This window comes from Methylobacterium tarhaniae (assembly GCF_001043955.1).
GTDB lineage: Bacteria > Pseudomonadota > Alphaproteobacteria > Rhizobiales > Beijerinckiaceae > Methylobacterium > Methylobacterium tarhaniae.
The window spans coordinates 15,714-33,740 of record NZ_LABZ01000122.1 but is presented as its reverse complement, the minus strand read 5'-3'; the positions used below and the strand labels follow the sequence as shown (position 1 = coordinate 33,740).

General features: G+C 71.7%; 23 protein-coding genes. 14 read left to right on the top strand and 9 right to left on the bottom strand.

Annotation, left to right across the window (positions count from 1 at the left end):
• The first annotated feature begins 1 nt into the window (after window position 1).
• From VQ03_RS17035 to VQ03_RS17020, 4 genes are all read left to right on the top strand, one after another.
• Entirely contained in the window at window positions 2–1,360 is a 1,359-nt protein-coding gene (locus VQ03_RS17035; RefSeq protein ID WP_048452083.1) for a class-II fumarase/aspartase family protein, read from the top strand.
• A 26-nt stretch (window positions 1,361–1,386) separates the two neighbouring features.
• The gene (gene pcaDC / locus VQ03_RS17030; RefSeq protein WP_048452082.1) at window positions 1,387–2,568 is read left to right on the top strand and encodes a bifunctional 3-oxoadipate enol-lactonase/4-carboxymuconolactone decarboxylase PcaDC; all 1,182 of its coding nucleotides are present in this window, start codon (window positions 1,387–1,389) and stop codon (window positions 2,566–2,568) included.
• Window positions 2,569–2,637: 69 nt separating this feature from the next.
• Complete coding sequence (locus VQ03_RS17025) at window positions 2,638–3,285, top strand: TetR/AcrR family transcriptional regulator (protein ID WP_048452081.1); 648 nt, start codon at window positions 2,638–2,640, stop codon at window positions 3,283–3,285.
• Between the two features lie 74 nt (window positions 3,286–3,359).
• A complete protein-coding gene (locus VQ03_RS17020) occupies window positions 3,360–3,617 on the top strand; it encodes a hypothetical protein (RefSeq protein ID WP_157064142.1) in 258 nt (85 codons plus the stop codon).
• 21 nt (window positions 3,618–3,638) lie between these two features.
• Here the strand turns inward: VQ03_RS17020 and VQ03_RS17015 are convergent, their stop codons facing one another.
• The gene (locus VQ03_RS17015) at window positions 3,639–4,424 is read right to left on the bottom strand and encodes an SDR family NAD(P)-dependent oxidoreductase (protein WP_048452080.1); all 786 of its coding nucleotides are present in this window, start codon (window positions 4,422–4,424) and stop codon (window positions 3,639–3,641) included.
• Window positions 4,425–4,477: 53 nt separating this feature from the next.
• The gene (locus tag VQ03_RS17010; protein ID WP_048452079.1) at window positions 4,478–4,927 is read right to left on the bottom strand and encodes a cupin domain-containing protein; all 450 of its coding nucleotides are present in this window, start codon (window positions 4,925–4,927) and stop codon (window positions 4,478–4,480) included.
• A 306-nt stretch (window positions 4,928–5,233) separates the two neighbouring features.
• On the opposite strand from VQ03_RS17010, the gene VQ03_RS17005 reads away from it, so the two are divergent.
• The 4 genes from VQ03_RS17005 to VQ03_RS16990 all read left to right on the top strand — a co-directional run bounded on the left by VQ03_RS17005 (window position 5,234) and on the right by VQ03_RS16990 (window position 8,724).
• The gene (locus tag VQ03_RS17005) at window positions 5,234–5,632 is read left to right on the top strand and encodes a copper chaperone PCu(A)C (protein WP_167376105.1); all 399 of its coding nucleotides are present in this window, start codon (window positions 5,234–5,236) and stop codon (window positions 5,630–5,632) included.
• A gap of 142 nt (window positions 5,633–5,774) precedes the next feature.
• Window positions 5,775–7,541, top strand: a complete 1,767-nt coding sequence (locus tag VQ03_RS17000; protein WP_048452078.1) for a PQQ-dependent dehydrogenase, methanol/ethanol family — start codon at window positions 5,775–5,777, stop codon at window positions 7,539–7,541.
• Between the two features lie 69 nt (window positions 7,542–7,610).
• Window positions 7,611–8,120, top strand: a complete 510-nt coding sequence (locus tag VQ03_RS16995) for a c-type cytochrome (RefSeq protein ID WP_048452146.1) — start codon at window positions 7,611–7,613, stop codon at window positions 8,118–8,120.
• On the top strand, window positions 8,098–8,724 hold the full coding sequence (locus VQ03_RS16990) for a hypothetical protein (RefSeq protein WP_048452077.1): 627 nt from the start codon (window positions 8,098–8,100) through the stop codon (window positions 8,722–8,724). The genes VQ03_RS16995 and VQ03_RS16990 overlap by 23 nt, the downstream gene beginning before the upstream one ends.
• A 19-nt stretch (window positions 8,725–8,743) precedes the next feature.
• On the opposite strand, the gene VQ03_RS16985 is transcribed toward VQ03_RS16990, so the two are convergent.
• The gene (locus VQ03_RS16985) at window positions 8,744–10,825 is read right to left on the bottom strand and encodes a methyl-accepting chemotaxis protein (protein WP_048452145.1); all 2,082 of its coding nucleotides are present in this window, start codon (window positions 10,823–10,825) and stop codon (window positions 8,744–8,746) included.
• Between the two features lie 217 nt (window positions 10,826–11,042).
• Window positions 11,043–11,273, bottom strand: coding sequence for a hypothetical protein (locus tag VQ03_RS33110; protein ID WP_157064140.1), 231 nt, complete (start codon window positions 11,271–11,273; stop codon window positions 11,043–11,045).
• Window positions 11,274–11,338: 65 nt separating this feature from the next.
• On the opposite strand from VQ03_RS33110, the gene VQ03_RS16980 reads away from it, so the two are divergent.
• Complete coding sequence (locus VQ03_RS16980; protein ID WP_053078620.1) at window positions 11,339–11,704, top strand: hypothetical protein; 366 nt, start codon at window positions 11,339–11,341, stop codon at window positions 11,702–11,704.
• Between the two features lie 4 nt (window positions 11,705–11,708).
• Here the strand turns inward: VQ03_RS16980 and sfsA are convergent, their stop codons facing one another.
• Window positions 11,709–12,416 carry a DNA/RNA nuclease SfsA gene (gene sfsA, locus VQ03_RS16975; protein ID WP_048452076.1) on the bottom strand — a complete coding sequence of 236 codons (708 nt, stop codon included), beginning with the start codon at window positions 12,414–12,416 and terminating at the stop codon, window positions 11,709–11,711.
• A 138-nt stretch (window positions 12,417–12,554) separates the two neighbouring features.
• Between sfsA and VQ03_RS16970 the strand changes: the two genes are divergently transcribed.
• The 4 genes from VQ03_RS16970 to VQ03_RS16955 all read left to right on the top strand — a co-directional run bounded on the left by VQ03_RS16970 (window position 12,555) and on the right by VQ03_RS16955 (window position 15,500).
• Window positions 12,555–13,307 (top strand): competence/damage-inducible protein A, encoded by a 753-nt coding sequence (locus VQ03_RS16970; protein ID WP_048452143.1) that lies wholly within the window; start codon window positions 12,555–12,557, stop codon window positions 13,305–13,307.
• A 6-nt stretch (window positions 13,308–13,313) separates the two neighbouring features.
• Entirely contained in the window at window positions 13,314–13,820 is a 507-nt protein-coding gene (gene gpt / locus VQ03_RS16965; protein WP_048452075.1) for a xanthine phosphoribosyltransferase, read from the top strand.
• A 176-nt stretch (window positions 13,821–13,996) separates the two neighbouring features.
• The gene (locus tag VQ03_RS16960) at window positions 13,997–14,647 is read left to right on the top strand and encodes a transglutaminase-like cysteine peptidase (RefSeq protein WP_048452074.1); all 651 of its coding nucleotides are present in this window, start codon (window positions 13,997–13,999) and stop codon (window positions 14,645–14,647) included.
• A gap of 145 nt (window positions 14,648–14,792) precedes the next feature.
• A complete protein-coding gene (locus VQ03_RS16955) occupies window positions 14,793–15,500 on the top strand; it encodes a transglutaminase-like cysteine peptidase (RefSeq protein ID WP_048452073.1) in 708 nt (235 codons plus the stop codon).
• Window positions 15,501–15,524: 24 nt separating this feature from the next.
• Here VQ03_RS16955 and VQ03_RS16950 read toward each other — a convergent pair whose 3' ends face one another.
• The 3 genes from VQ03_RS16950 to VQ03_RS16945 all read right to left on the bottom strand — a co-directional run bounded on the left by VQ03_RS16950 (window position 15,525) and on the right by VQ03_RS16945 (window position 16,704).
• On the bottom strand, window positions 15,525–16,064 hold the full coding sequence (locus tag VQ03_RS16950) for a BTAD domain-containing putative transcriptional regulator (RefSeq protein WP_053078619.1): 540 nt from the start codon (window positions 16,062–16,064) through the stop codon (window positions 15,525–15,527).
• Window positions 16,065–16,103: 39 nt separating this feature from the next.
• Entirely contained in the window at window positions 16,104–16,265 is a 162-nt protein-coding gene (locus tag VQ03_RS33105; protein ID WP_157064139.1) for a hypothetical protein, read from the bottom strand.
• Window positions 16,266–16,374: 109 nt separating this feature from the next.
• Window positions 16,375–16,704 (bottom strand): DUF6949 family protein, encoded by a 330-nt coding sequence (locus tag VQ03_RS16945; protein WP_048452072.1) that lies wholly within the window; start codon window positions 16,702–16,704, stop codon window positions 16,375–16,377.
• A 253-nt stretch (window positions 16,705–16,957) separates the two neighbouring features.
• Between VQ03_RS16945 and VQ03_RS16940 the strand changes: the two genes are divergently transcribed.
• Window positions 16,958–17,665 carry a hypothetical protein gene (locus VQ03_RS16940; protein WP_053078618.1) on the top strand — a complete coding sequence of 236 codons (708 nt, stop codon included), beginning with the start codon at window positions 16,958–16,960 and terminating at the stop codon, window positions 17,663–17,665.
• Window positions 17,666–17,755: 90 nt separating this feature from the next.
• On the opposite strand, the gene VQ03_RS16935 is transcribed toward VQ03_RS16940, so the two are convergent.
• Entirely contained in the window at window positions 17,756–17,953 is a 198-nt protein-coding gene (locus VQ03_RS16935; protein WP_210344710.1) for a DUF3126 family protein, read from the bottom strand.
• Between the last annotated feature and the right edge of the window lie 74 nt (window positions 17,954–18,027).

Sequence of the window (18,027 nt, the reverse complement as noted above, 5' to 3'; positions counted from 1 at the left end):
GATGACGCTCTCGGCCCTCGACTCCGCCCTGCTCGGGCCCCTCTTCGCCACGGACGCGATGCGCGCCGTCTTCGCCGACGAGGCCCGGGTCGCGGCGATGCTGCGGGCCGAGGCGGCCCTGGCGCGGGCGCAGGCGGAGGCCGGCCTGGTGCCGGCCTCCCTTAGCGTCGCCATCGAAGCGATCGCCCCGAAGGCGCTCGATCCGGCGGCTCTGGGCCGGCGCACCGCCGTCTCGGGCGTGCCGGTGATCCCGTTCGTGAAGGCGGTGCAGGGGGCGCTGCCGCCTGAGCTGGAGCCCGCCTTCCACAAGGCCACCACCACCCAGGACATCGCCGACACCGCCCTGGTGCTCCAGGTCCGCGACGCCCTCGACCTCGTGGCGGCCGACCTGCGGGCGATCCTCGACGGGCTGTCGGGACTCGCCCGCCAGCACCGCGAGACTCCCTGCGTCGGGCGCACCTACGGCCAGCACGCGGCGCCCGTCACCTTCGGCTTCAAGGCGGCGATCTGGGCGCTCGGCATCGCCGAGGTGGCGGCCCTGCTGCCCGCCTTGCGCGACCGGGTGCTGACGGCCTCCCTCGGCGGCCCGGTCGGCACGCTCGGCGGGCTCGGCGAGAAGGCGGAGGCGGTGGGAGACGGCTTCGCCGAGGCGCTGGGCCTCCATCCGGACCTCGCGCCCTGGCACACGCGGCGCGCCCGCATCGCCGAGACCGGCTCGTGGCTCGCCCTGCTGATGGGCGCGCTCGCCAAGTTCGCCACCGACGTCGCCCACCTCGCCACCACCGAGGTCGGGGAAGTGGCCGAGCCCTACGTGCCGGGCCGCGGCGGCTCCTCGGCGATGCCGCACAAGCGCAACCCGGTCTCCTCGACGGTGATCCTCTCCGCCTTCGGCGCCGCCAAGGGCACGAGCCTGACCCTCCTCGACGGGATGGCGGCGGCGCACGAGCGCCCGGCCGGCGCCTGGCACGCCGAGTGGCACGCCCTGCCGACCCTGTTCGGCCTCGCCTCCGGCGCACTCCGCGAGGCGCGCGGCCTCGCGCAGGGGCTGGTGCCCGACCCGGAGCGGATGCGCCGCAACATCGACGTGACGCAGGGCCTGCTCTTCGCCGATGCCGCCGCGAGCCGGCTGAGCCCGGTGCTGGGCGCCAAGGCCGCCCACGCCCTGGTGGAGGAAGCCGCGGGCGCCGTCCGCGACGGGCAGGGCTCGCTCCAGGAGGTGTTGCGCGCAAGGCCCGAGGCGGCGAGCGCCGATTTCGATGCCGCCTTCGATCTCGGCCCCGCCATCCGCGCCGGGGCCCGCACCGCCGACCGGGCGCTGGCGGAAGTCTCGCGCCTCGCCGCCTTCCTGCACGCCATCTGACGCCCCTCCCGCCGACCGAGGATCCCATGCCCCAGATCGAGGCCAACGGTACCCTTCTGAACTACGAGCTGTCCGGCCCGAGCGGCGCGCCGGTGGTGGTGTTCTCCAACTCGCTCGGCACCTCGCTGGCGATGTGGGACCCGCTGGTGCCTGCCTTGCGCGGCCGCTACCGCGTGCTGCGCTACGACACCCGCGGCCACGGCGCCTCGCAGGTGCGCGACCAGCGCATCGAGGTCGAGGACCTGGCCGAGGACCTGATCGGCCTGCTCGACGCGCTGAGCATCCCCCGCGCCCACGTGGTCGGCCTGTCGCTCGGCGGCATGACCGGCCAGGCGGCGGCGAGCCGCCACCCCGACCGGGTCGTCAGCCTGACCCTGATGGCCACCGCCGCCTTCATGCCGAGCGAGGCGTCGTGGAACGAGCGCGCCGAGCTGGTGCGCGAGAAGGGCACGGCGGCGATCGTCGAGGCGACGATGACCCGCTGGTTCACGCCCGACTTCCCGGCCTCCTCCCCCGACGCGGTGGCGCCGGTGCGCGAGCAGTTCGTCGGCACGGACGCCGCCGGCTACGCCGTCTGCTGCAACGCCATCGGCCGCATGGACCTGCGCCCGGTGCTCGGCCGGATCACCGCCCCGACCCTGGTCATCGCCGGCCGCGACGACCCGGCGACGCCGCCGGCCATGGCGCAGGAGATCTGCGACGGCATCCCCCAGGCCGAGCTGGTGATCCTGCCGAAGGCCGCCCACCTCCTCTCCGTCGAGCAGCCGGCGGCGACCGCGGCCCACCTCCTCGGCTTCCTCGACCGGCATCGGGAGACGCCCGAGGCGGCCACCGGCGCGGTGGCGTTCGAGACCGGTCTCACCAACCGCAAGAGCGTGCTCGGCGAGGCCCATGTCGAGCGCTCGCTCGCGGCGGCCGGCGACTTCGCCGGGCCGTGGCAGGACTTCATCACCCGCACCGCCTGGGGCGAGGTCTGGGGCGACCCGCGCATCCCGTGGAAGACCCGCTCCTTCGTGACGCTGGCCATGATGGTGGCGCTCGGCCGCGAGGAGGAGTTCAAGCTCCATGTCCGCCCGGCCCTGCGCAACGGCGTCACCCCGTCCGAGCTGCAGGCGCTGCTGATCCAGACCGCGATCTATGCCGGCGTGCCGGCGGCGAACGGCGCCTTCCGCTGGGCCCGTGAGGTGTTGGGGGAAGACATGTCCTGAGCGGCCGATGCGCCGGGGCGGCCGGGATGGTAGAGCAGACGCCATCCCGCCGCCCGCAGCCGTTAGATCATGGACGCCGTCACGCCCCGCGCCTCTTCCCGCACCAAGGATCCCGAGCGGACGCGGGCCGACATCCTGGCCGTCGCGACCGAGGAGTTCGCCAGCTTCGGCCTCAGCGGCGCCCGGGTCGACGCCATCGCGGAGCGCACCCGCACCTCGAAGCGGATGATCTACTACTACTTCGGCAGCAAGGAGGGCCTGTACCTCGCGGTGCTGGAGAAAGCCTACGCCGACATCCGCCAGGTCGAGGCCGATCTCGACCTCGGCAATCTCGCGCCCGCCGAGGCGATCCGCCGCCTCGTCGAGTTCACCTTCGAGTACGACGAGGCCCATCCGGACTTCATCCGCCTCGTCGCCATCGAGAACATCCACCGGGGCGAGCACCTGTCGGCCTCGGAGACGATCCGCGGGCTCAACCTCGGGGTGATCCAGACCATCACCGACATCATCGCCCGCGGCCAGCGCGAGGGCACCTTCCGGACCGACGTCGATCCCCTCGACGTGCACCTGATGATCAGCGCGCTCTGCTTCTTCCGGGTCTCGAACCGCCACACCTTCGGGGCGATCTTCTCCGTCGATCTCGATGCGCCGGAACTGCGCTTGCGCCACAAGCGGATGGTCGGCGACGCGGTCCTGGGCATGCTCGCCCTGCGCTGACCGGGTCGGGAACCGGATTCGGCGCTAGGCGATTTCTTCGGAAGATCATCCGCCATCTTTCGGAGGAGAGCCCGATGACCCGGGGCACCAGCCGTCTCATCCTGCTCGCCGTCCTGGCCGCCACGCCGGTTCTGGCACAGGTGACCGACAAGCCGCTGATCGACAGCCCGCAGCGCAGCCGCGAGCAGACCCCGAACATGCCGCCGCCGCACGAGACCCTGCCCGAGCGCGTCCGGCCCGGCGACCCGGACGCGACCGGCACCGTGCGGCCGACAGCGCCGATGCCGGATCCGAAGACCAGCGACGGGGTGCTGCGGCCGCAGAAGGGGTGACGGGCGAACTGGCCGCCCGGCTCACCGCGCCGCGAGGTCCCGCCGGAGGGTCGGCAGGCCGATGCCGGCCGCATCGAACCCGCCATCCACCGCCAGGGTCTGGCCGGTGACGTAGCTCGACCGCGGACCGCACAGGTACACGATGGCGTCGGCGATCTCGCGCTCGAGGCCGTAGCGGTTGAGCGGCACGGCGTCGTGGTAATCGGCGCGGATCGCCGGGCTGTGGACCTGCTTGGCCATGGCGGTGTCCACCGGGCCCGGCGCGACGGCATTCACCCGGATGCCCAGATGGGCGAGCTCCACCGCCTGCTGCTTCGTCAGGTGCTTGAGCGCGGCCTTGCTGGTGCCGTAGGCGACCCGCAGGGTCGAGGCGCGCTGGCCCGAGATCGACGTGATGTTGACGACCGCGCCGCCGCCGCCCCGCGCCATCACGGGGGCCGCCGCCTGCACGCACAGGAACGGGCCGGTGAGGTTGACCGCGAGCACCCGGGCCCATTCGGCATGCGTCGTGTCGAGGAGCGGCTTGAACACCGCGGTGCCGGCATTGTTGACCAACGCGTCGAGGCGGCCGAAACGGGCCTCGACCGCCGCGACCGAGGCCGCCACCGCCCCCGGGTCGGCGACGTCGGCGGTCAGCGCCAGGGTCTGGTCGGGCCGGCCGAGCTCCGCGGCGGCCCTCGCCTGCGCCTCGCCGTCGATGTCGAGGAGCGCGACGCGCCAGCCCTCGTCGAGGAACAGCCGCGCCGTCGCGAGCCCGATGCCCCGCGCCGCGCCGGTGACCAACGCGACCTTGCTCTCACCCGTCATACCGTGTCCTCCCGCTGTTGTTGCGCCGTGCATCGCGGGAGGGGCGCCGGAGGTCAAGCCGGATCGGAGCCGGGGGCGTTGCGGGCCATGAAGGCCTCGGGCGTGCCGGTCGCCGGATCGACGAAGATCACGTCGGTCGGCGCGCGCCGGGGCGTGTCGACGGATAGGAAGACCACCGGCTCCTCGATCAGACGCGGCAGGGCGTGGACCACGCCGCGCTCGAAGAACAGGAGCTGGCCCGGGCCGAACTCCGCCTCGTCCGCGGCGTCGCCGATCCAGAACGTGCCCCGGCCGGAGAGCACGTAGAGGTACTCGTCGCAGCCTTCGTGGTAGTGGGCCGGCGTCGGCCGGTAGACGCGGAAGACCCGGGCGCTCGCCGCCGGGCGGTCGGTCAGGTAGGTGTCGACCAGCATCGTCGCGGCGGTGTCCGGCAGGGCGGCGGCGATCGCCCCGACGTCGAAGCGGCCCCGGGTCGGCGGGGCTTCCGGATCGGTCTTCGCCATCGCCCATCTCCCTCGCTGCACGTCACGACCTTCCAAGCTAGCGCGGCCGGACCGCCCGCGGGAGGGGGGCAGACGCAGGAGCCGAGTGCATCGGTCGCGGGCGATTTTTAAGAGCGTCTTATTCCCGGATCTTGACGGAGCACCGGTGCCGGCTACCCTCACGAGCAATTCGCCGCAAAAAGGCGAAGCTCATCTGGAGGGAGGTGAATGGATGTCCGCATCCATGTCGCGTCTTGACGCCGAGACGGCGACGCCATGCCGTTGATGACGCGTTTCTTCTGTTGGACACAGAGCGCGACCGTTGCCTTGCTGCTGGGTTGCGTCCCGGTGCTTGCCGGCGACATCGACGTGCTGCACGCCTCCGTCGCCCCCACCGAGAAGGTCGGGTCCGACATTCCGCTGCGGATGACGATCCTGAACCGCGCCGCCGAGGCCGATTCCCTGCTGCGGTTCCGCTGCCCCTTCGCGAATTTCAGCGAGCGGGTGACGGTGGACAAGGGCGGCGAGGGCCCGCCCTCGAAGCGCCCGGTCCAGTCCATCGCCCTCAAGGCCGCGGGCGAGACCGAGCTGACGCCGGAGGGCATGCACGTGATGCTGCTCCAGACCCGCCAGCCGCTCGCCGCGGGCGAGCGCTTCACCTGCGCGGCGAGCTTCCGCAAGGCCGGCTCCCTCGAGGTGCCGGTGGAGGTCCGCGCCGGCCCTTGAAGGCAGGCGCCGGCCCGTGAACGACCCGGCCCGGGAGACAGGGGTGCCGGGATTTAGGTTTAATTTCCTAACAACACGCCCGGCCGCGAGGCTGCCCGCGCCGAGGCGACACACCAAAAGACGGCGGCTTGGAGGAGACACCATGACGAAGTCCCGCGCCGCGCGGCGCATCCTCGCCGCGACCTCGCTCGCCGCCCTGGCGGCCGGCACGCTCCCCCTCGCTCCGGCTCTCGCCGCCGACGGCGTGACGCAGGACCGCCTGCTGAACGCCGACAAGGAGGAGGGCAACTGGATCCAGCACCACAAGAACTACGCCGGGCACCGCTACTCGACGCTGAACGAGATCAACAAGGGCAACGTCAAGAATCTCAAGGTCGCCTGGACGATGCATCTCGGCGGCATCGAGGGCGGCGGCATCTGGAGCCATGGCGGGCTCGAGGGCACGCCGATCGTCGAGAACGGCATGATGTACGTCACCGACGGGTGGGGCTCGGTCTACAAGATCGACACGCGCGGCGGCGAGGGCAAGCTCATCTGGAAGATGGACCCCAAGACCGACCGCGAATGGGCCGGTGCGGTCGCCTGCTGCGGCGTCAACAACCGCGGCGTGGCGCTCTGGGGCGACCTCGTGGTCAGCCACACCCTCGACGGGCGCCTGATCGCCACCAACAAGGAGAACGGCCAGGTCGCGTGGCAGCGTCAGGTCGCCGACCCGGACAAGGGCGAGACGATCACGGGCGCGCCGCTCATCGTGAAGGGGATGGCGATCTCAGGGGTCGGCGGCGCCGAGTACGGCATCCGCGGCTGGATCGCCGCCACCGACCTGAAGACCGAGAAGGAGGTGTGGCGCACCCACACCATCCCGGGCAAGGGCGAGCCGGGCTACGAGACCTGGAAGGGCCCGAACAACGCGGCCGTCAGCGGCGGCGGCTCGACCTGGGTCACCGGCACCTACGATCCCGATACCGACACGATCGTGTGGGGCGTCGGCAATCCGGGCCCGGACTGGGACAACGCCTACCGCCCCGGCGACAACCTCTACACCGACTCGACGCTGGCGCTCGACGCCACGACCGGCAAGATCAAGTGGCACTTCCAGCACACGCCGAACGACCCCTACGATTATGACAGCGTGTCGGAGAACCTGCTGGTCGACGTCGGCGGGCGCAAGCTCGCGATCGAGGCCGACCGCAACGGCTTCGCCTACGCCGTCGACCGCACCAACGGCCAGTTCGTCTGGGCGACGCCGTTCGTCAAGAAGGTGACCTGGACCAGGGGCATCAACCCCGATACCGGCAAGCCGTTCGAGTACGACCCGAACAAGGACGTGCAGCGCTACAACCCGGCGGCGACGCCGAGCGCCGAGAACAAGAACGCCGATTTCTGCCCCGGCAACATGGGCGGCAAGAACTGGCCGCCGACCGCCTACAACCCGAACCTGCAATACTGGTACATTCCGGTCATCGAGAGCTGCAACCGCGTCACCCACGAGGCGATGACGCAGGCCAACCTCAAGCCGCGGGAGTTCTTCACCGGCGGCGGGCCGAGCCAGCCGTTCCGGATCACCGGCAGCGTGACGGCGATCGACGTGAAGACCGGCAAGGTCGCCGGCAAGCACGAGACCCAGTTCCCGCTGCTCGGCGGCATGCTGGCGACGCCCGATCTCGTCTTCACCGGCGAGCCGTCCGGCGGCGTGATGGCGATGGACGCCAAGAGCCTCGAGAAGCTGTGGGAGTTCCGCACCGGCGGCGGCGTCAACGCCCCCCCGATGACCTTCACGGTCGACGGCAAGCAATACGTCGCGATCCTGGTCGGCCTCGGCGGCGCCTGGGACAAGTGGTTCATCGATTCGACCCCGGAGCTGAAGAACATCCAGACCGGCTCGATGCTCTACGTCTTCGCGCTCTGATCGGATGGTGTTTCGGGCGGGGCGCAGGAGAGCGCCCCGCCGCTCACGAGGTGCAAGCGGATGCGGAACATGGTGTTGCCGGCGTTGCTCGCCGGCCTCGTGCTCGCCTCGAGCGCGGCCTGGGCGCAAGGCGCCCGGAGCGCCGGGGGCGAGGGCGAACTCGGTGTGTTCAAGAAGGCCTGCTCCGGCTGCCACAAGTGGCATGGCGGCGGCGGGGGCGGCTATGGCGGCGAGGCCCTGTCCCTGCGCAAGACGCAGCTCGACAAGGAGCAGGTCGCCGAGGTGGTGCGCTGCGGCCGTCCGGGCACGGGCATGCCCTACCACCTGCGCGGCGCCTTCGACACGGTGAAGTGCTACGACTCGCTGAAGGCCGATATGGGCGGCAACATGCCGCCGGAGACGGCGGTGTTCCTGCGCGCCCCGGAGATCGACGCGGTCGCGAACTACGTCGTCACCCAACTCAAGGGCAAGGGCGAGCCGAATCTGGAGGAATGCACGGCCTTCTTCGGCGCGACCTCCCGGGCCTGCGACATCTACCGCAAGAAGGAGGGCTCCGATGCGCCGACGGCCTCGCATTGAGCGGGCGACGCTCGTCGCGCTCCTCTGCGCCGGCCCGGCGCTCGCGGCCGGCCCCGAGAGCGCGGACCTGCGCGACCTGCGGGTCGGGATGCCGGTCTCGGAGATCTCGCCCACCGGCTACGGCGACCTCGCCTGCCGGGAAGGCCCGCCCCGCACGCTGGCGGCCTGGGGCGACTGGCGAGCCTGCCCGGCCGATGCGGCGGGCCGGCACGCGATCGGCTTCTCCTATGCCGACGACACCACCCGCAACGGCACCCGGGTCGCCGGCCACCCGGCGCGCCTGACGCTGCTCGTCGGCGACGACGCCCGGGTCGCCGGGCTGGTGATCGAGACCGACGACGCGGTGCCGCTCTACCTGCGCAAGAAAGGCCATCTCCTCGGCATCCAGGCCCGCGGCCACTGGGGCGAGGACGGCTGGACCTGCGCCGAGGGCAAGCCCGCCGGCGACGAGACGCCGCTCGGCGAGACCTTCGTCAAGGAGGAGTGCCGCAAGGTGCTGGCGGCGAAGACCGTGACCGTGACCCGCGACCTCTACGGCCACCAGGGTGCCGACCCGCGCGCCTTCATCAGCCGGACGCGGATCGTGGTGGCGGCGACGCGGTGAAGCCGCGGGCCCCGGACCGTCAGGCCGCCCGGATCGTGGCCAGGAAGCGGGCGACCTCGCCGGTCAGCTGCTCGGTCCGCCGCGACATCGCCGAGGACGAGGCCAGCACCTCGGCGGCGGCGGCACCGGTCTCCTCCGAGATCCGGGCGACCGTGCCGATGGTGCTGGTGACGTCGCCCGTTCCGGCGGCGGCCTCGGCGACGTTGCGGACGATCTCGTGAGTCGCGGCGCCCTGCTGCTGCACGGACGCTGCGATCGCGGTCGCCACCCCGCTGATCTGCTCGATCCGCGCGGTGATGCCGTCGATGGCGCCCACGGCCCGCCCGGTCGAGGCCTGGATCGCCGAGATCTGGCTCGTGATCTCGTCGGTGGCCTTGGCGGTCTGCCCGGCCAGCTCCTTGACCTCGGCGGCGACGACCGCGAAGCCGCGCCCGGCCGGGCCGGCCCGGGCCGCCTCGATGGTGGCATTGAGGGCCAGCAGGTTGGTCTGGCTGGCGATCGAGGAGATCAGCGCCACCACGTCGCCGACCCGGGCCGCCGCGCCGCTGAGATCCTGCACGAGCAGGACCGTCTGCGCCGCCTCGGCGGCGGCGACCCGCACGAGATCGGCCGAGCCGTCCACCTGCCGGCTGATCTCGGCGATCGAAGAGCCGAGCTCCTCGGCCGCCGCCGCGACGGTGTGCACGTTGGCGGCGGTCTGTCCGGCGGTCACCGCGACCGCCTGGCTGCGATCGGCCGCCCGCGTGGCGGCGGTCGCCATGACCTGGGCGTTGGCCTGCATCTCGCTCGCCGCCTGCGATACGTGGCCGACGACTTCGCTCACCGCGCCCTCGAACTGGTCGGCGACCCGGTGCAGGTCGTCCCGGCGCCGCGACGCATCGCCGGCCCGCGCGGCGGAGGCTTCCGCTTCCAGCGCCCGGTTCCGGATCAGGCTCTCCTTGAACACGCCGACGGCGCTCGCCATCGCGCCGATCTCATCCCGGCGCCCGGTGCCGGGAATCTCGGCCTCCAGATCGCCCCTGGCCACGCGGCCGATCGCCTGAGTCATGCCGGTCAGCGGCCGGATCACCCGCACGACCGCGAGGACCAGCACGCCGATGCCGGTCGCGACCGTGGCGGCGAGGGCGGCCAGCGACAGGACCAGGCCCTCCTGCGCCTCGGCGCGACGCTCGGCCAGGATGGCGGATGCCCGGCCGAAGGCCGTGTCGCGCAGGCGCAGGACCGACGGCCACATCGGGACCGCCCGCTCGCGGTAGGCATTGCCGTCGAGCGGGAAGGCCCCGGTGTCGAAATGCGGGACGAGCTCCTTCTTCAGCTCGGCGAAAGTCTGGACGTAGCCGCGGCGCAGGCCCTCCATCGCCGCCGCGACCGCCTCGCCGGCGGTGGGATCGGCCGTCGTCCTCTCGAGGCCGGCGAGCAGCTGGTCGACGCGGCCCTGAGCCGTCCAGAACGCGATCCGCTGCTCGGGCGTCACCGGCTTGCGGGGAGCGATCAGGGTCTGGAGGAAGCCGGCCTGCCGGCCGCCGATGTCGCGCAGGTCACCGGCCGTCCCGGCGATCAGGACCCAGCGATGGGCCTTGCCGTCCGCCGCCGCGAGTTCGCGGGTCAGGCCGGAGACGGGCGCAGCGGCAGCGTCGTTGATCCCCGCCATCACCTTGGCGAGGGCGCTCTCGGCATCGCCGCGCTGTCCCGGCGGCAGGGCGAGCCGGGACTGCGCCAGGTCACGGGCCGCACCGTAGCCGGTCTCGATCTCCTTGGCCGTCGCCTGGAGGGCGCCGGCCTCCGGCAGGATCGCGGCAGCATCGACCGCCCGGCGGAGCGCCGCCACGGCCTCGTCGGACCGGCGCCGCAGGTCGGCGAGCCCGGAATGCCGCGCCGCCTCGTCGAGCGACGCCGTCGTGAGCAGCAAGCTCCACAGGCCGCGCTCCATGTTGACCGCCTGGGGGATCGCCGCGAGGGCCCGCACGACGTCGAGGCGGATGACGCTGCGATCGATCTCCGCGGTTCGGGACCGATGGAGAAATGCCATGGTGGCGGCCAGACCACACGCGATCACGCCGATCGCGACGATGGAGAAGAACAGAAGTTTCTTGATGCTCACGATCGACGTCCTCCCCGGCGCCGCCATGATGCCTCGGAACACCTAATCGGAGCTTACCATAGGCGAGGGTACGGCCCGGATCAGCAATCGTGCCGGCGCTTTGCGATCGACATGCCGAGGTCGAGGCACCCGGCGCACAGCGCCTGACGCCTCCAGCGCAGATCCATTCGGGCTTAGCCGGAACCTTCGAACGAGTCGGCGCGACGGTGCTGCGATATCACACGACCGGATCTTGCCTTTCCTTCCGCCACGTCCAGCCGTCGTCATCTGCCGCCCCCGCTGATGCGGTCGACAGGCCGGCCGGACAGACCTCCGGAACCTGGTCGGCGCGGGCCTCCCTCAGCCACGAGAAGGCGGGCGGCACACGCCCTTCCTGTCTGCCCGACAACGGCGGCTTCAGCCGCGGTTCAACGCCGGGGCGCGAGGATGCTGTCATGCCGGCGGTCATCACCGCCTCCGTCGTGCCGGCCGAAGGCTGGCCACGACGGTTCCAACTGCCAGGATTCGCCCGCCATGACCGCGCGTCCCTCGCGCTCGACAACCCGCCTCGCCCTCGGTGCCCTGGCGCTTCTCGCCCTCGCGGGCCCGGTCGCCGCCGCCGATTTCGATGAGGATCCGCCCCGCTTCGAGAGACGGGGCGACTGGCGCCCTGCGCCGCCGCCCCCGCCGCGCTTCGCGCAGGGCCCCGAATCCTGCCGGACCTTCGTCAAGCGCCGCATCGACGCCGACGGCGACGAGGTGGTGCGCCGGGTGCGGGTGTGCGACGACGGCCCCGGCTATCGCGACGGCGGCTACCGCGACGGCCCGCGCTGGGGCGGCCCGCCGCCCTGGCACCGCCGCCGGCACTGGGAGGACGAGCCCGGGCCCGGGCGCTGGTGACGTCTCATTCGACGATCGGGATCTCCGTCCCGATCGTCACCTCGCTTCGATCGATCCGGCACGCGAAGGCGTGGGCGGCGACCCCCGCCGCCCGGGCGCGCCGGAACGCGGCGGCAAAGCCCGGGTCGAGGTCGCCCGCGACCGCGAAACGCGCGGCCCGCATCTGCACCACCCAGATCACCAGGGCGCGGCCGCCCAGGCGCACCACCTCCGCGAGCTCGTCCATGTGGCGGGCGCTGCGGGCGGCGACGCAGTCCGGGAACTCGGCGAGGCCGGGGCGGCGCATCAGGTGGCAGTTCTTCACCTCGACATGGATCGGGCCGGCCGCGTCGCCGGCCAGGAAATCGACGCGGCTCGCACGGCCGTAGGGCACCTCCGCCCGCCAGGAGGTGGCGGCGGCGAGCGGCGGAAGGCGGCCTTCGTGAAAGGCCTCCGCCACCAGGGCGTTCGGCCGGGCGGTGTTGATGCCGACCCATTGCGGCCCGCCGGGCAGGTCCGCCTCGACCAGCTCCCACGACCAGGCGAGCTTGCGGGCCGGGTTGGTGGAGGCCGAGAGCAGCACCGGCCGGCCGGGCTCGACGAGCCCCAGCATCGCCCCCGGATTGGCGCAATGCGCGGTGACGAGGGCACCGTCGGCGAGCTCGATATCGGCGAGGAAGCGCTTGTAGCGGCGCACCAGCCGCCCCTCGGTCAGCGGACCCGGGAAGCGCATGGGAAAGCGATCGTGATGGGCATTCCCGGCGCTTACCCGGGAGCCGCCGAGGTGTCACGCTTGAGCCCCGGGGAGCGCCGCGATAAGGCGGGCGTCAACCATGCCGCCGCTGCGGCGGCAGCCAAGAGAACCACCCAGATGCCTGACGCCAGCCCTGCCCCGGTCACGGCCGCCATCCTGGTCATCGGCGACGAGATCCTGTCCGGACGCACCAAGGACAAGAACATCGGCTACATCGCCGAGTACCTGACCAATTCGGGCATCGACCTGCGCGAGGTGCGGGTGGTGCCGGACGTGGCCGAGGAGATCGTGGCGGCGGTGAACGCCCTGCGAGGCCGCTACACCTACCTGTTCACCACGGGCGGGATCGGGCCGACCCACGACGACATCACGGCCGATTGCGTCGCGGACGCCCTCGGCGTCGGGATCGACGTCGATCCGCGGGCGAAGGCGATGCTGCTCGAGCGGATCAAGCCGGAGGACCTGAACGAGGCCCGCCTGCGCATGGCCCGCATCCCGTTCGGCGCCGAGCTGATCGAGAACCCGATCTCGAAGGCGCCGGGCTTCATGATCGAGAACGTGATCGTGATGGCGGGCGTGCCGTCGATCATGCAGGCGATGCTCGATGCGGTCGCCCCGCGGCTCAAGACCGGGGCGCGGGTGAATGCCGAGACGATCGAGGCCGGCAACCTGCCGGAGGGCGGCTATGCGGAAGGCCTGGCGGCCATCGCCAAGGCGCATCCCGGCGTCTCGATCGGCTCCTACCCGTCGATGACGCCGGCGGGTTTCCGCAACCAGATCGTGGTGCGCGGACGCGAGCCGGAGGCCATGGCCGCGGCGCGCACCGAGATCGAGGCGCTTCTGGCGCGCCTGCAAGCCGAACGGACCTGAATCACCATGGCTGCTCCGAGCGACAAGGCTTTCCCGGTCTCCTGGGACCAGTTCCACCGCGACGCCCGGGCGCTGGCCTGGCGGCTCGCCGGCGCCGGCCCGTTCGAGGCCATCGTGTGCATCACCCGCGGCGGCCTGGTGCCGGCCGCGATCGTGGCGCGCGAGCTCGGCATCCGGCTGATCGAGACCGTGTGCGTGGCGAGCTACCACGATTACCAGGAGCAGGGCTCCCTCCAGGTGCTGAAGGACGTGGCCCCGAGCATCCGGGCCATCGGCGACGGCCAGGGCCGTGGCGTGCTGGTCCTCGACGACCTGACCGATACCGGCAAGACCGCCCAGGTGGTGCGCGCCATGCTGCCGGAGGCCCATTTCGCCACGGTCTACGCCAAGCCCGCCGGCCGGCCGCTGATCGACACCTTCGTGACCGAGGTGAGCCAGGACACCTGGATCTATTTCCCGTGGGATATGGGCCTGTCCTACCAGGCGCCGATCCAGCCCGGAACGTCCGGTTAAGGTCTTCGACCCGTTAACGCGTCACGCGGCTTTCGCCGGATCAGTTGAGCGAGGTCTTGGGCGTGTTCGCGGGGCCGGTCCTCGGGCGGGCCGATCGATAAAATTGCGCGGATCCATTTCAGCGCGGCCGAGCAGGTCGAGGGCCATTCTCCTTCGTAACGAAGGGGAAGGCGCAGATGACCACGGGTTTCGGACAGCGGGTGAAGCGGGTTCTGGTCGGCGCAGGCATGCTCTCGGCGGCACTCGTGTCGGCCCAGGGCGACGGGGCGGCGGCCCAGACCCTCGCCGCCCTGCCGATGCCGAGCGCCGGCGCCCCGGATCTCGGCCATGCCCGGCCGATCGTCGGCTGGGTCGAGTTCTGCGCGCGCTACGCCTCGGAATGCGCGGTGGATCCGGGCGAGCCGGCGCAGGTCACGCTGACCCCGCGGCTGTGGCACACGGTCACCGGCATCAACCGCCAGGTGAATACCAGCCTGCGCGCCGTCACCGACCAGGAGCACTGGGGCGTGCCGGACCGCTGGGACCTCGCCGAGGACGGCTCGGGCGATTGCGAGGACTTCCAGCTCCTCAAGCGCAAGCTGCTGGCCCAGGCCGGCCTGCCGCGCCGGGCGATGCGGATGACGGTGGTGATCGACGAGAAGGGCGAGGGCCACGCCGTGCTGATGCTGCGCACCGACCGCGGCGATCTGGTCCTCGACAACAAGACCAGCGCCGTGCTGCCCTGGCACAAGACCGGCTACACCTTCATCAAGCGCGAATCGCAGGACGCGACCGCCTGGGTCTCGCTCGGCGGCGCCACCGCCCCGACCGTCACCGCCAACCGGTGAGACGCCGAATCACTCGAAAAATCTGCGTGTCGAATTGGAACCAAAGTGCGGCACGCGCGTTTACCAGGGTTTAAATTTTTCGGTTGAGCGCCGTCCGGCCCCGTGGCAGCTTGGATGCAAGAACCAAGCTAGAGTCGATGGGGCAATGCGGGCAGTGATGGACGGCCTCGGCCGGGCGAGCCATGTCGATGTGCGGCATGTCGATCGCCAGGGCCTCCTGAAGCGCGGCGCCCGGGCGGCGCAGCTGGGACTTCTCGGTACGCTGCTGCTGATCGGCGGCGCCACCACACAGGGACAGACGCAGACCCTCGCGGCCCTGCCCGATGCCAGCGCGGCGATCGAGCGCGGCGGCGCGGCGAAGCCCGTCAGCGCCTGGACCGATTTCTGCAACCGCTATCCGGCGGAATGCGCCGTCAATACCAGCGAGCCGGCCACGCTGACGATGACGCCGTCCCTCTGGCGCACCCTCACGGCGGTGAACCGGCGCGTCAACGGCCGCATCCGGCCAATGATCGACCAGGATCATTGGGGCGTGGTCGACCGTTGGGACTTTCCCGACGACGGCCAGGGCGATTGCGAGGATTACCAGCTCCTCAAGCGCCGCATGCTGGTGGAACGCGGCCTCGCCCGCCGGGCCCTGCGCATGACCGTGGTGATCGACGAGATCGGCGAGGGCCACGCGGTCCTGATGGTCCGCACCGATCGCGGCGACTACATCCTCGACAACAAGACCAACGCGATCCTGCCCTGGCAGCGCACCGGCTATACCTACGTGAAGCGCGAGGGCCAGGACGGCCTCGCCTGGGTGTCGCTCAACGGCGTCGCGTCGCCGATCACCACGGCGAATCGCTGACCGGATCGACGGACCCGAGACGAATCAGGTCCGGCGCAGGACGTCCTCGGCGAGGCGGCCCGATTCGCCCTGGAGCTTGCGGACGTGGGCGGGAGCGCGGCGCAGCCGGTCCAGGATCTCCTGCGCCGGGCGCCGGCCCTCGTCGGCTCGACCCGTCTCGGACAGCAGGGCCGCGAGCCGGGCGCGCGCCTCGTAGCTGTGGTCGCGTTGCGAGATCGTCTCGAAAGCGTCGAGGGCCTCGTCGATCCGGCCGGTCGCGGCCAGGGCCCGGGCGTGGAGCATGCGCCCGCGCGGGCTGTCGTGATCGGGCTCCCGCACCTTGAGCGCTTCGAGTTCGGCGAGCGCATCGGCGGAACGGCCGAGTTCCAGGCCGGCCTCGGCACGCCCGAGATGGAAGACCGGCTCGTCGCCGCTCGGCCGCCGGACGATCTCGTCGTATTGCTCCCAGGCCTCCTGCCACTTGCTCAGGGCGGCGCATTCCTCGGCGAAGCGCGCCCGGTTGGCGACGGTGTCGGCATCCGCGAGCCGATCGCGCAGGATCCGGTAGGTCTTCTCGGGGTTCACGCTCCGGGCGATCGCGCGCTGGGCCGATTGCCCGCGGGGCTAGCCGAGGAGGTCCGGCAGCACTTCGACGAGGACGTAGGCGATGCCGCCGAGGGGCGGCAGCAGGATGATGATCCAGCCCCAGGGTGAGAACCGCCCGGTCTTCGCGGCGTGGACGGCGAGGGCGACGTTCAGGCAGAGAGCGAGGAGAGCGATCGGCATGGCGACACGCATCCCGTGATCGAGGGCTGCGTGCGAGTAAGGGCGCGTCTTCCCTTAGGTCAAGACGCGCTCGCGCGGGCGAGAGCGGACCCGCCCTGCGATGGGCGCCTCAGGCGCCCGAGACCAGATGGGCGAGGTCGAGCACGACCCGGCCCGAGACCAGGCTCCAGCCGCAGGCGAGCATGGTCGCCAGCATCACGAAGGGGATCGGCCGTCCCTCGATCCGCCGGCCGCGTACGGTGTTGCGCAGGATGATGAACGGCGCCCCGAAGGCGAGGATCGGCAGGGAGGCGAGCGCCACGAGGCCGCCGCTCGACAGGAGGCCGAAGCTCGCGCGCCGTGCCGTCGCCCATTCGAAGGCGCTCGCCAGCAGGCCCGCGAAGGCGAGGCCGAGCACCAGGGTCTGGAGATTCTCGAGGGCGGAGGGCGAAAGGTTCATGGGAGCTTAAACTCCGGCAAGCGCGGTCGTCCCACCCTGCGCCAAGCTCGACTTGAGGTTATGGTTAATTTTTCGTTATCCACAGGTCTTTGGGAGCGATCCCATTGCGGGATTCTCCTCGGCATGGGGCGCCGGCGCCACAGAATTCCGCCGCCAGCCGGCATTCCGGTAAGGAGCTGTTAACGGTCGGAGCCGAACGTTCCGGGAAATGCCCTTGTCGGGGCATCGATCGAACGAATCGGAGGCGGGCGCCATGGGGCCTGCGCTGAGCGCCGCGGCGGCGCGACTCGAACGGGATGTGGTACGCTCGGCGCGGCTCGGCCGCCCGGCCTCGGACCGGCCTGCCGCGGCCGGTTACCCGGCCGACCGGCGCCTGATGCTGGCGGCGGCCCTGGGACTCGCGGGGTCCCTCGGCCTCACGGGCCTCGTCGCCGCCTGGCTCGCCCGTCCGCCGGCCCCGGCCGGCCCGGTGGTGGTGAGCACGCTCACGTCCCGACCCCTGGTGCTGCCGGCCTCCTGGTTCGTGCGGCCCGGAAGCGCCACCGAGACGGTCCCGGGCCGGATCGACCTGGCGATCCCGTGGACCGAGCTGACCGGCAGCGCCCTGCCCGGCTTGATGCGGGTGACCGCGACCCGGGCGCCCGAGACCGAGGCGCCGTTGAGCCCGGCCCGGCGCTACGCCCGGTTCCTGACCGCCGAGGCGCAGCCGCTGGCCGACGGCCTGATGCGCCGTCGCTTCCGGGTGGGAACGCCGTTCGAGGGTGAGGACCTCTATCTCGCGCAAGGAGAGGGCAGCCGCTTCGCGGCGCGCTGCGCCACCGGCCCGGTACCGGATCCGGACGCTGCCTGCCTGAGCGAGGTCCGGGTCGGCGCCCTGTCGCTGCGGCTGCGCTTCTCGGCCGAGCGGCTGCCGTCCTGGAGCGCCGGCCTCGCCGGGCTGGAGCGTCTGTTCGGCCCCTGACCCGAGAGCGGCGCCCGATCGCCGTGCGATCGGACGCCGCTCTCGTGAGATGATGGCCGCGATCCGCGTCGCCGGACAACGCTGCGAGGACTACTCGTCCAGGTCAGTGTCGAGGATCGCCATCGAGAAGTTGAACGAGCGGTCGCCGTCCTCGTCATCGACCGACAGCACGCCGACGAATTCCTCGCCGATATAGACCTCGGCCGAGTCCGTCTTCTTGGGACGGGCGACGAGGCGGATGTTGTGGTTGGCGAAAGTGCGGCGCAGGTAGCCTTCCACCTTCGTCATCTCGGTCTTGTTCACGCTGGCCTCTTCACGCGCTTGGCTCGGCCGCGACGGCGCCCGAAGCGGGCGCGGCACGG

What these genes read in the sequence shown, in the direction of transcription:
- VQ03_RS16940 (WP_053078618.1), top strand. Translation starts at nt 16,958, where the DNA reads ATGGGGCCTGCGCTGAGCGCCGCGGCGGCGCGACTCGAACGGGATGTG.
- VQ03_RS16980 (WP_053078620.1), top strand. Translation starts at nt 11,339, where the DNA reads ATGACCGCGCGTCCCTCGCGCTCGACAACCCGCCTCGCCCTCGGTGCC.
- gpt (WP_048452075.1), top strand. Translation starts at nt 13,314, where the DNA reads ATGGCTGCTCCGAGCGACAAGGCTTTCCCGGTCTCCTGGGACCAGTTC.
- VQ03_RS16960 (WP_048452074.1), top strand. Translation starts at nt 13,997, where the DNA reads ATGACCACGGGTTTCGGACAGCGGGTGAAGCGGGTTCTGGTCGGCGCA.
- VQ03_RS16945 (WP_048452072.1), bottom strand. Translation starts at nt 16,704, where the DNA reads ATGAACCTTTCGCCCTCCGCCCTCGAGAATCTCCAGACCCTGGTGCTC.
- VQ03_RS17010 (WP_048452079.1), bottom strand. Translation starts at nt 4,927, where the DNA reads ATGGCGAAGACCGATCCGGAAGCCCCGCCGACCCGGGGCCGCTTCGAC.
- VQ03_RS17000 (WP_048452078.1), top strand. Translation starts at nt 5,775, where the DNA reads ATGACGAAGTCCCGCGCCGCGCGGCGCATCCTCGCCGCGACCTCGCTC.
- VQ03_RS17025 (WP_048452081.1), top strand. Translation starts at nt 2,638, where the DNA reads ATGGACGCCGTCACGCCCCGCGCCTCTTCCCGCACCAAGGATCCCGAG.
- VQ03_RS33110 (WP_157064140.1), bottom strand. Translation starts at nt 11,273, where the DNA reads ATGACCGCCGGCATGACAGCATCCTCGCGCCCCGGCGTTGAACCGCGG.
- VQ03_RS17020 (WP_157064142.1), top strand. Translation starts at nt 3,360, where the DNA reads ATGACCCGGGGCACCAGCCGTCTCATCCTGCTCGCCGTCCTGGCCGCC.
- VQ03_RS17015 (WP_048452080.1), bottom strand. Translation starts at nt 4,424, where the DNA reads ATGACGGGTGAGAGCAAGGTCGCGTTGGTCACCGGCGCGGCGCGGGGC.
- VQ03_RS16970 (WP_048452143.1), top strand. Translation starts at nt 12,555, where the DNA reads ATGCCTGACGCCAGCCCTGCCCCGGTCACGGCCGCCATCCTGGTCATC.
- VQ03_RS33105 (WP_157064139.1), bottom strand. Translation starts at nt 16,265, where the DNA reads ATGCCGATCGCTCTCCTCGCTCTCTGCCTGAACGTCGCCCTCGCCGTC.
- VQ03_RS17035 (WP_048452083.1), top strand. Translation starts at nt 2, where the DNA reads ATGACGCTCTCGGCCCTCGACTCCGCCCTGCTCGGGCCCCTCTTCGCC.
- pcaDC (WP_048452082.1), top strand. Translation starts at nt 1,387, where the DNA reads ATGCCCCAGATCGAGGCCAACGGTACCCTTCTGAACTACGAGCTGTCC.
- VQ03_RS16995 (WP_048452146.1), top strand. Translation starts at nt 7,611, where the DNA reads ATGGTGTTGCCGGCGTTGCTCGCCGGCCTCGTGCTCGCCTCGAGCGCG.
- sfsA (WP_048452076.1), bottom strand. Translation starts at nt 12,416, where the DNA reads ATGCGCTTCCCGGGTCCGCTGACCGAGGGGCGGCTGGTGCGCCGCTAC.
- VQ03_RS16955 (WP_048452073.1), top strand. Translation starts at nt 14,793, where the DNA reads ATGCGGGCAGTGATGGACGGCCTCGGCCGGGCGAGCCATGTCGATGTG.
- VQ03_RS16990 (WP_048452077.1), top strand. Translation starts at nt 8,098, where the DNA reads ATGCGCCGACGGCCTCGCATTGAGCGGGCGACGCTCGTCGCGCTCCTC.
- VQ03_RS16935 (WP_210344710.1), bottom strand. Translation starts at nt 17,953, where the DNA reads ATGACGAAGGTGGAAGGCTACCTGCGCCGCACTTTCGCCAACCACAAC.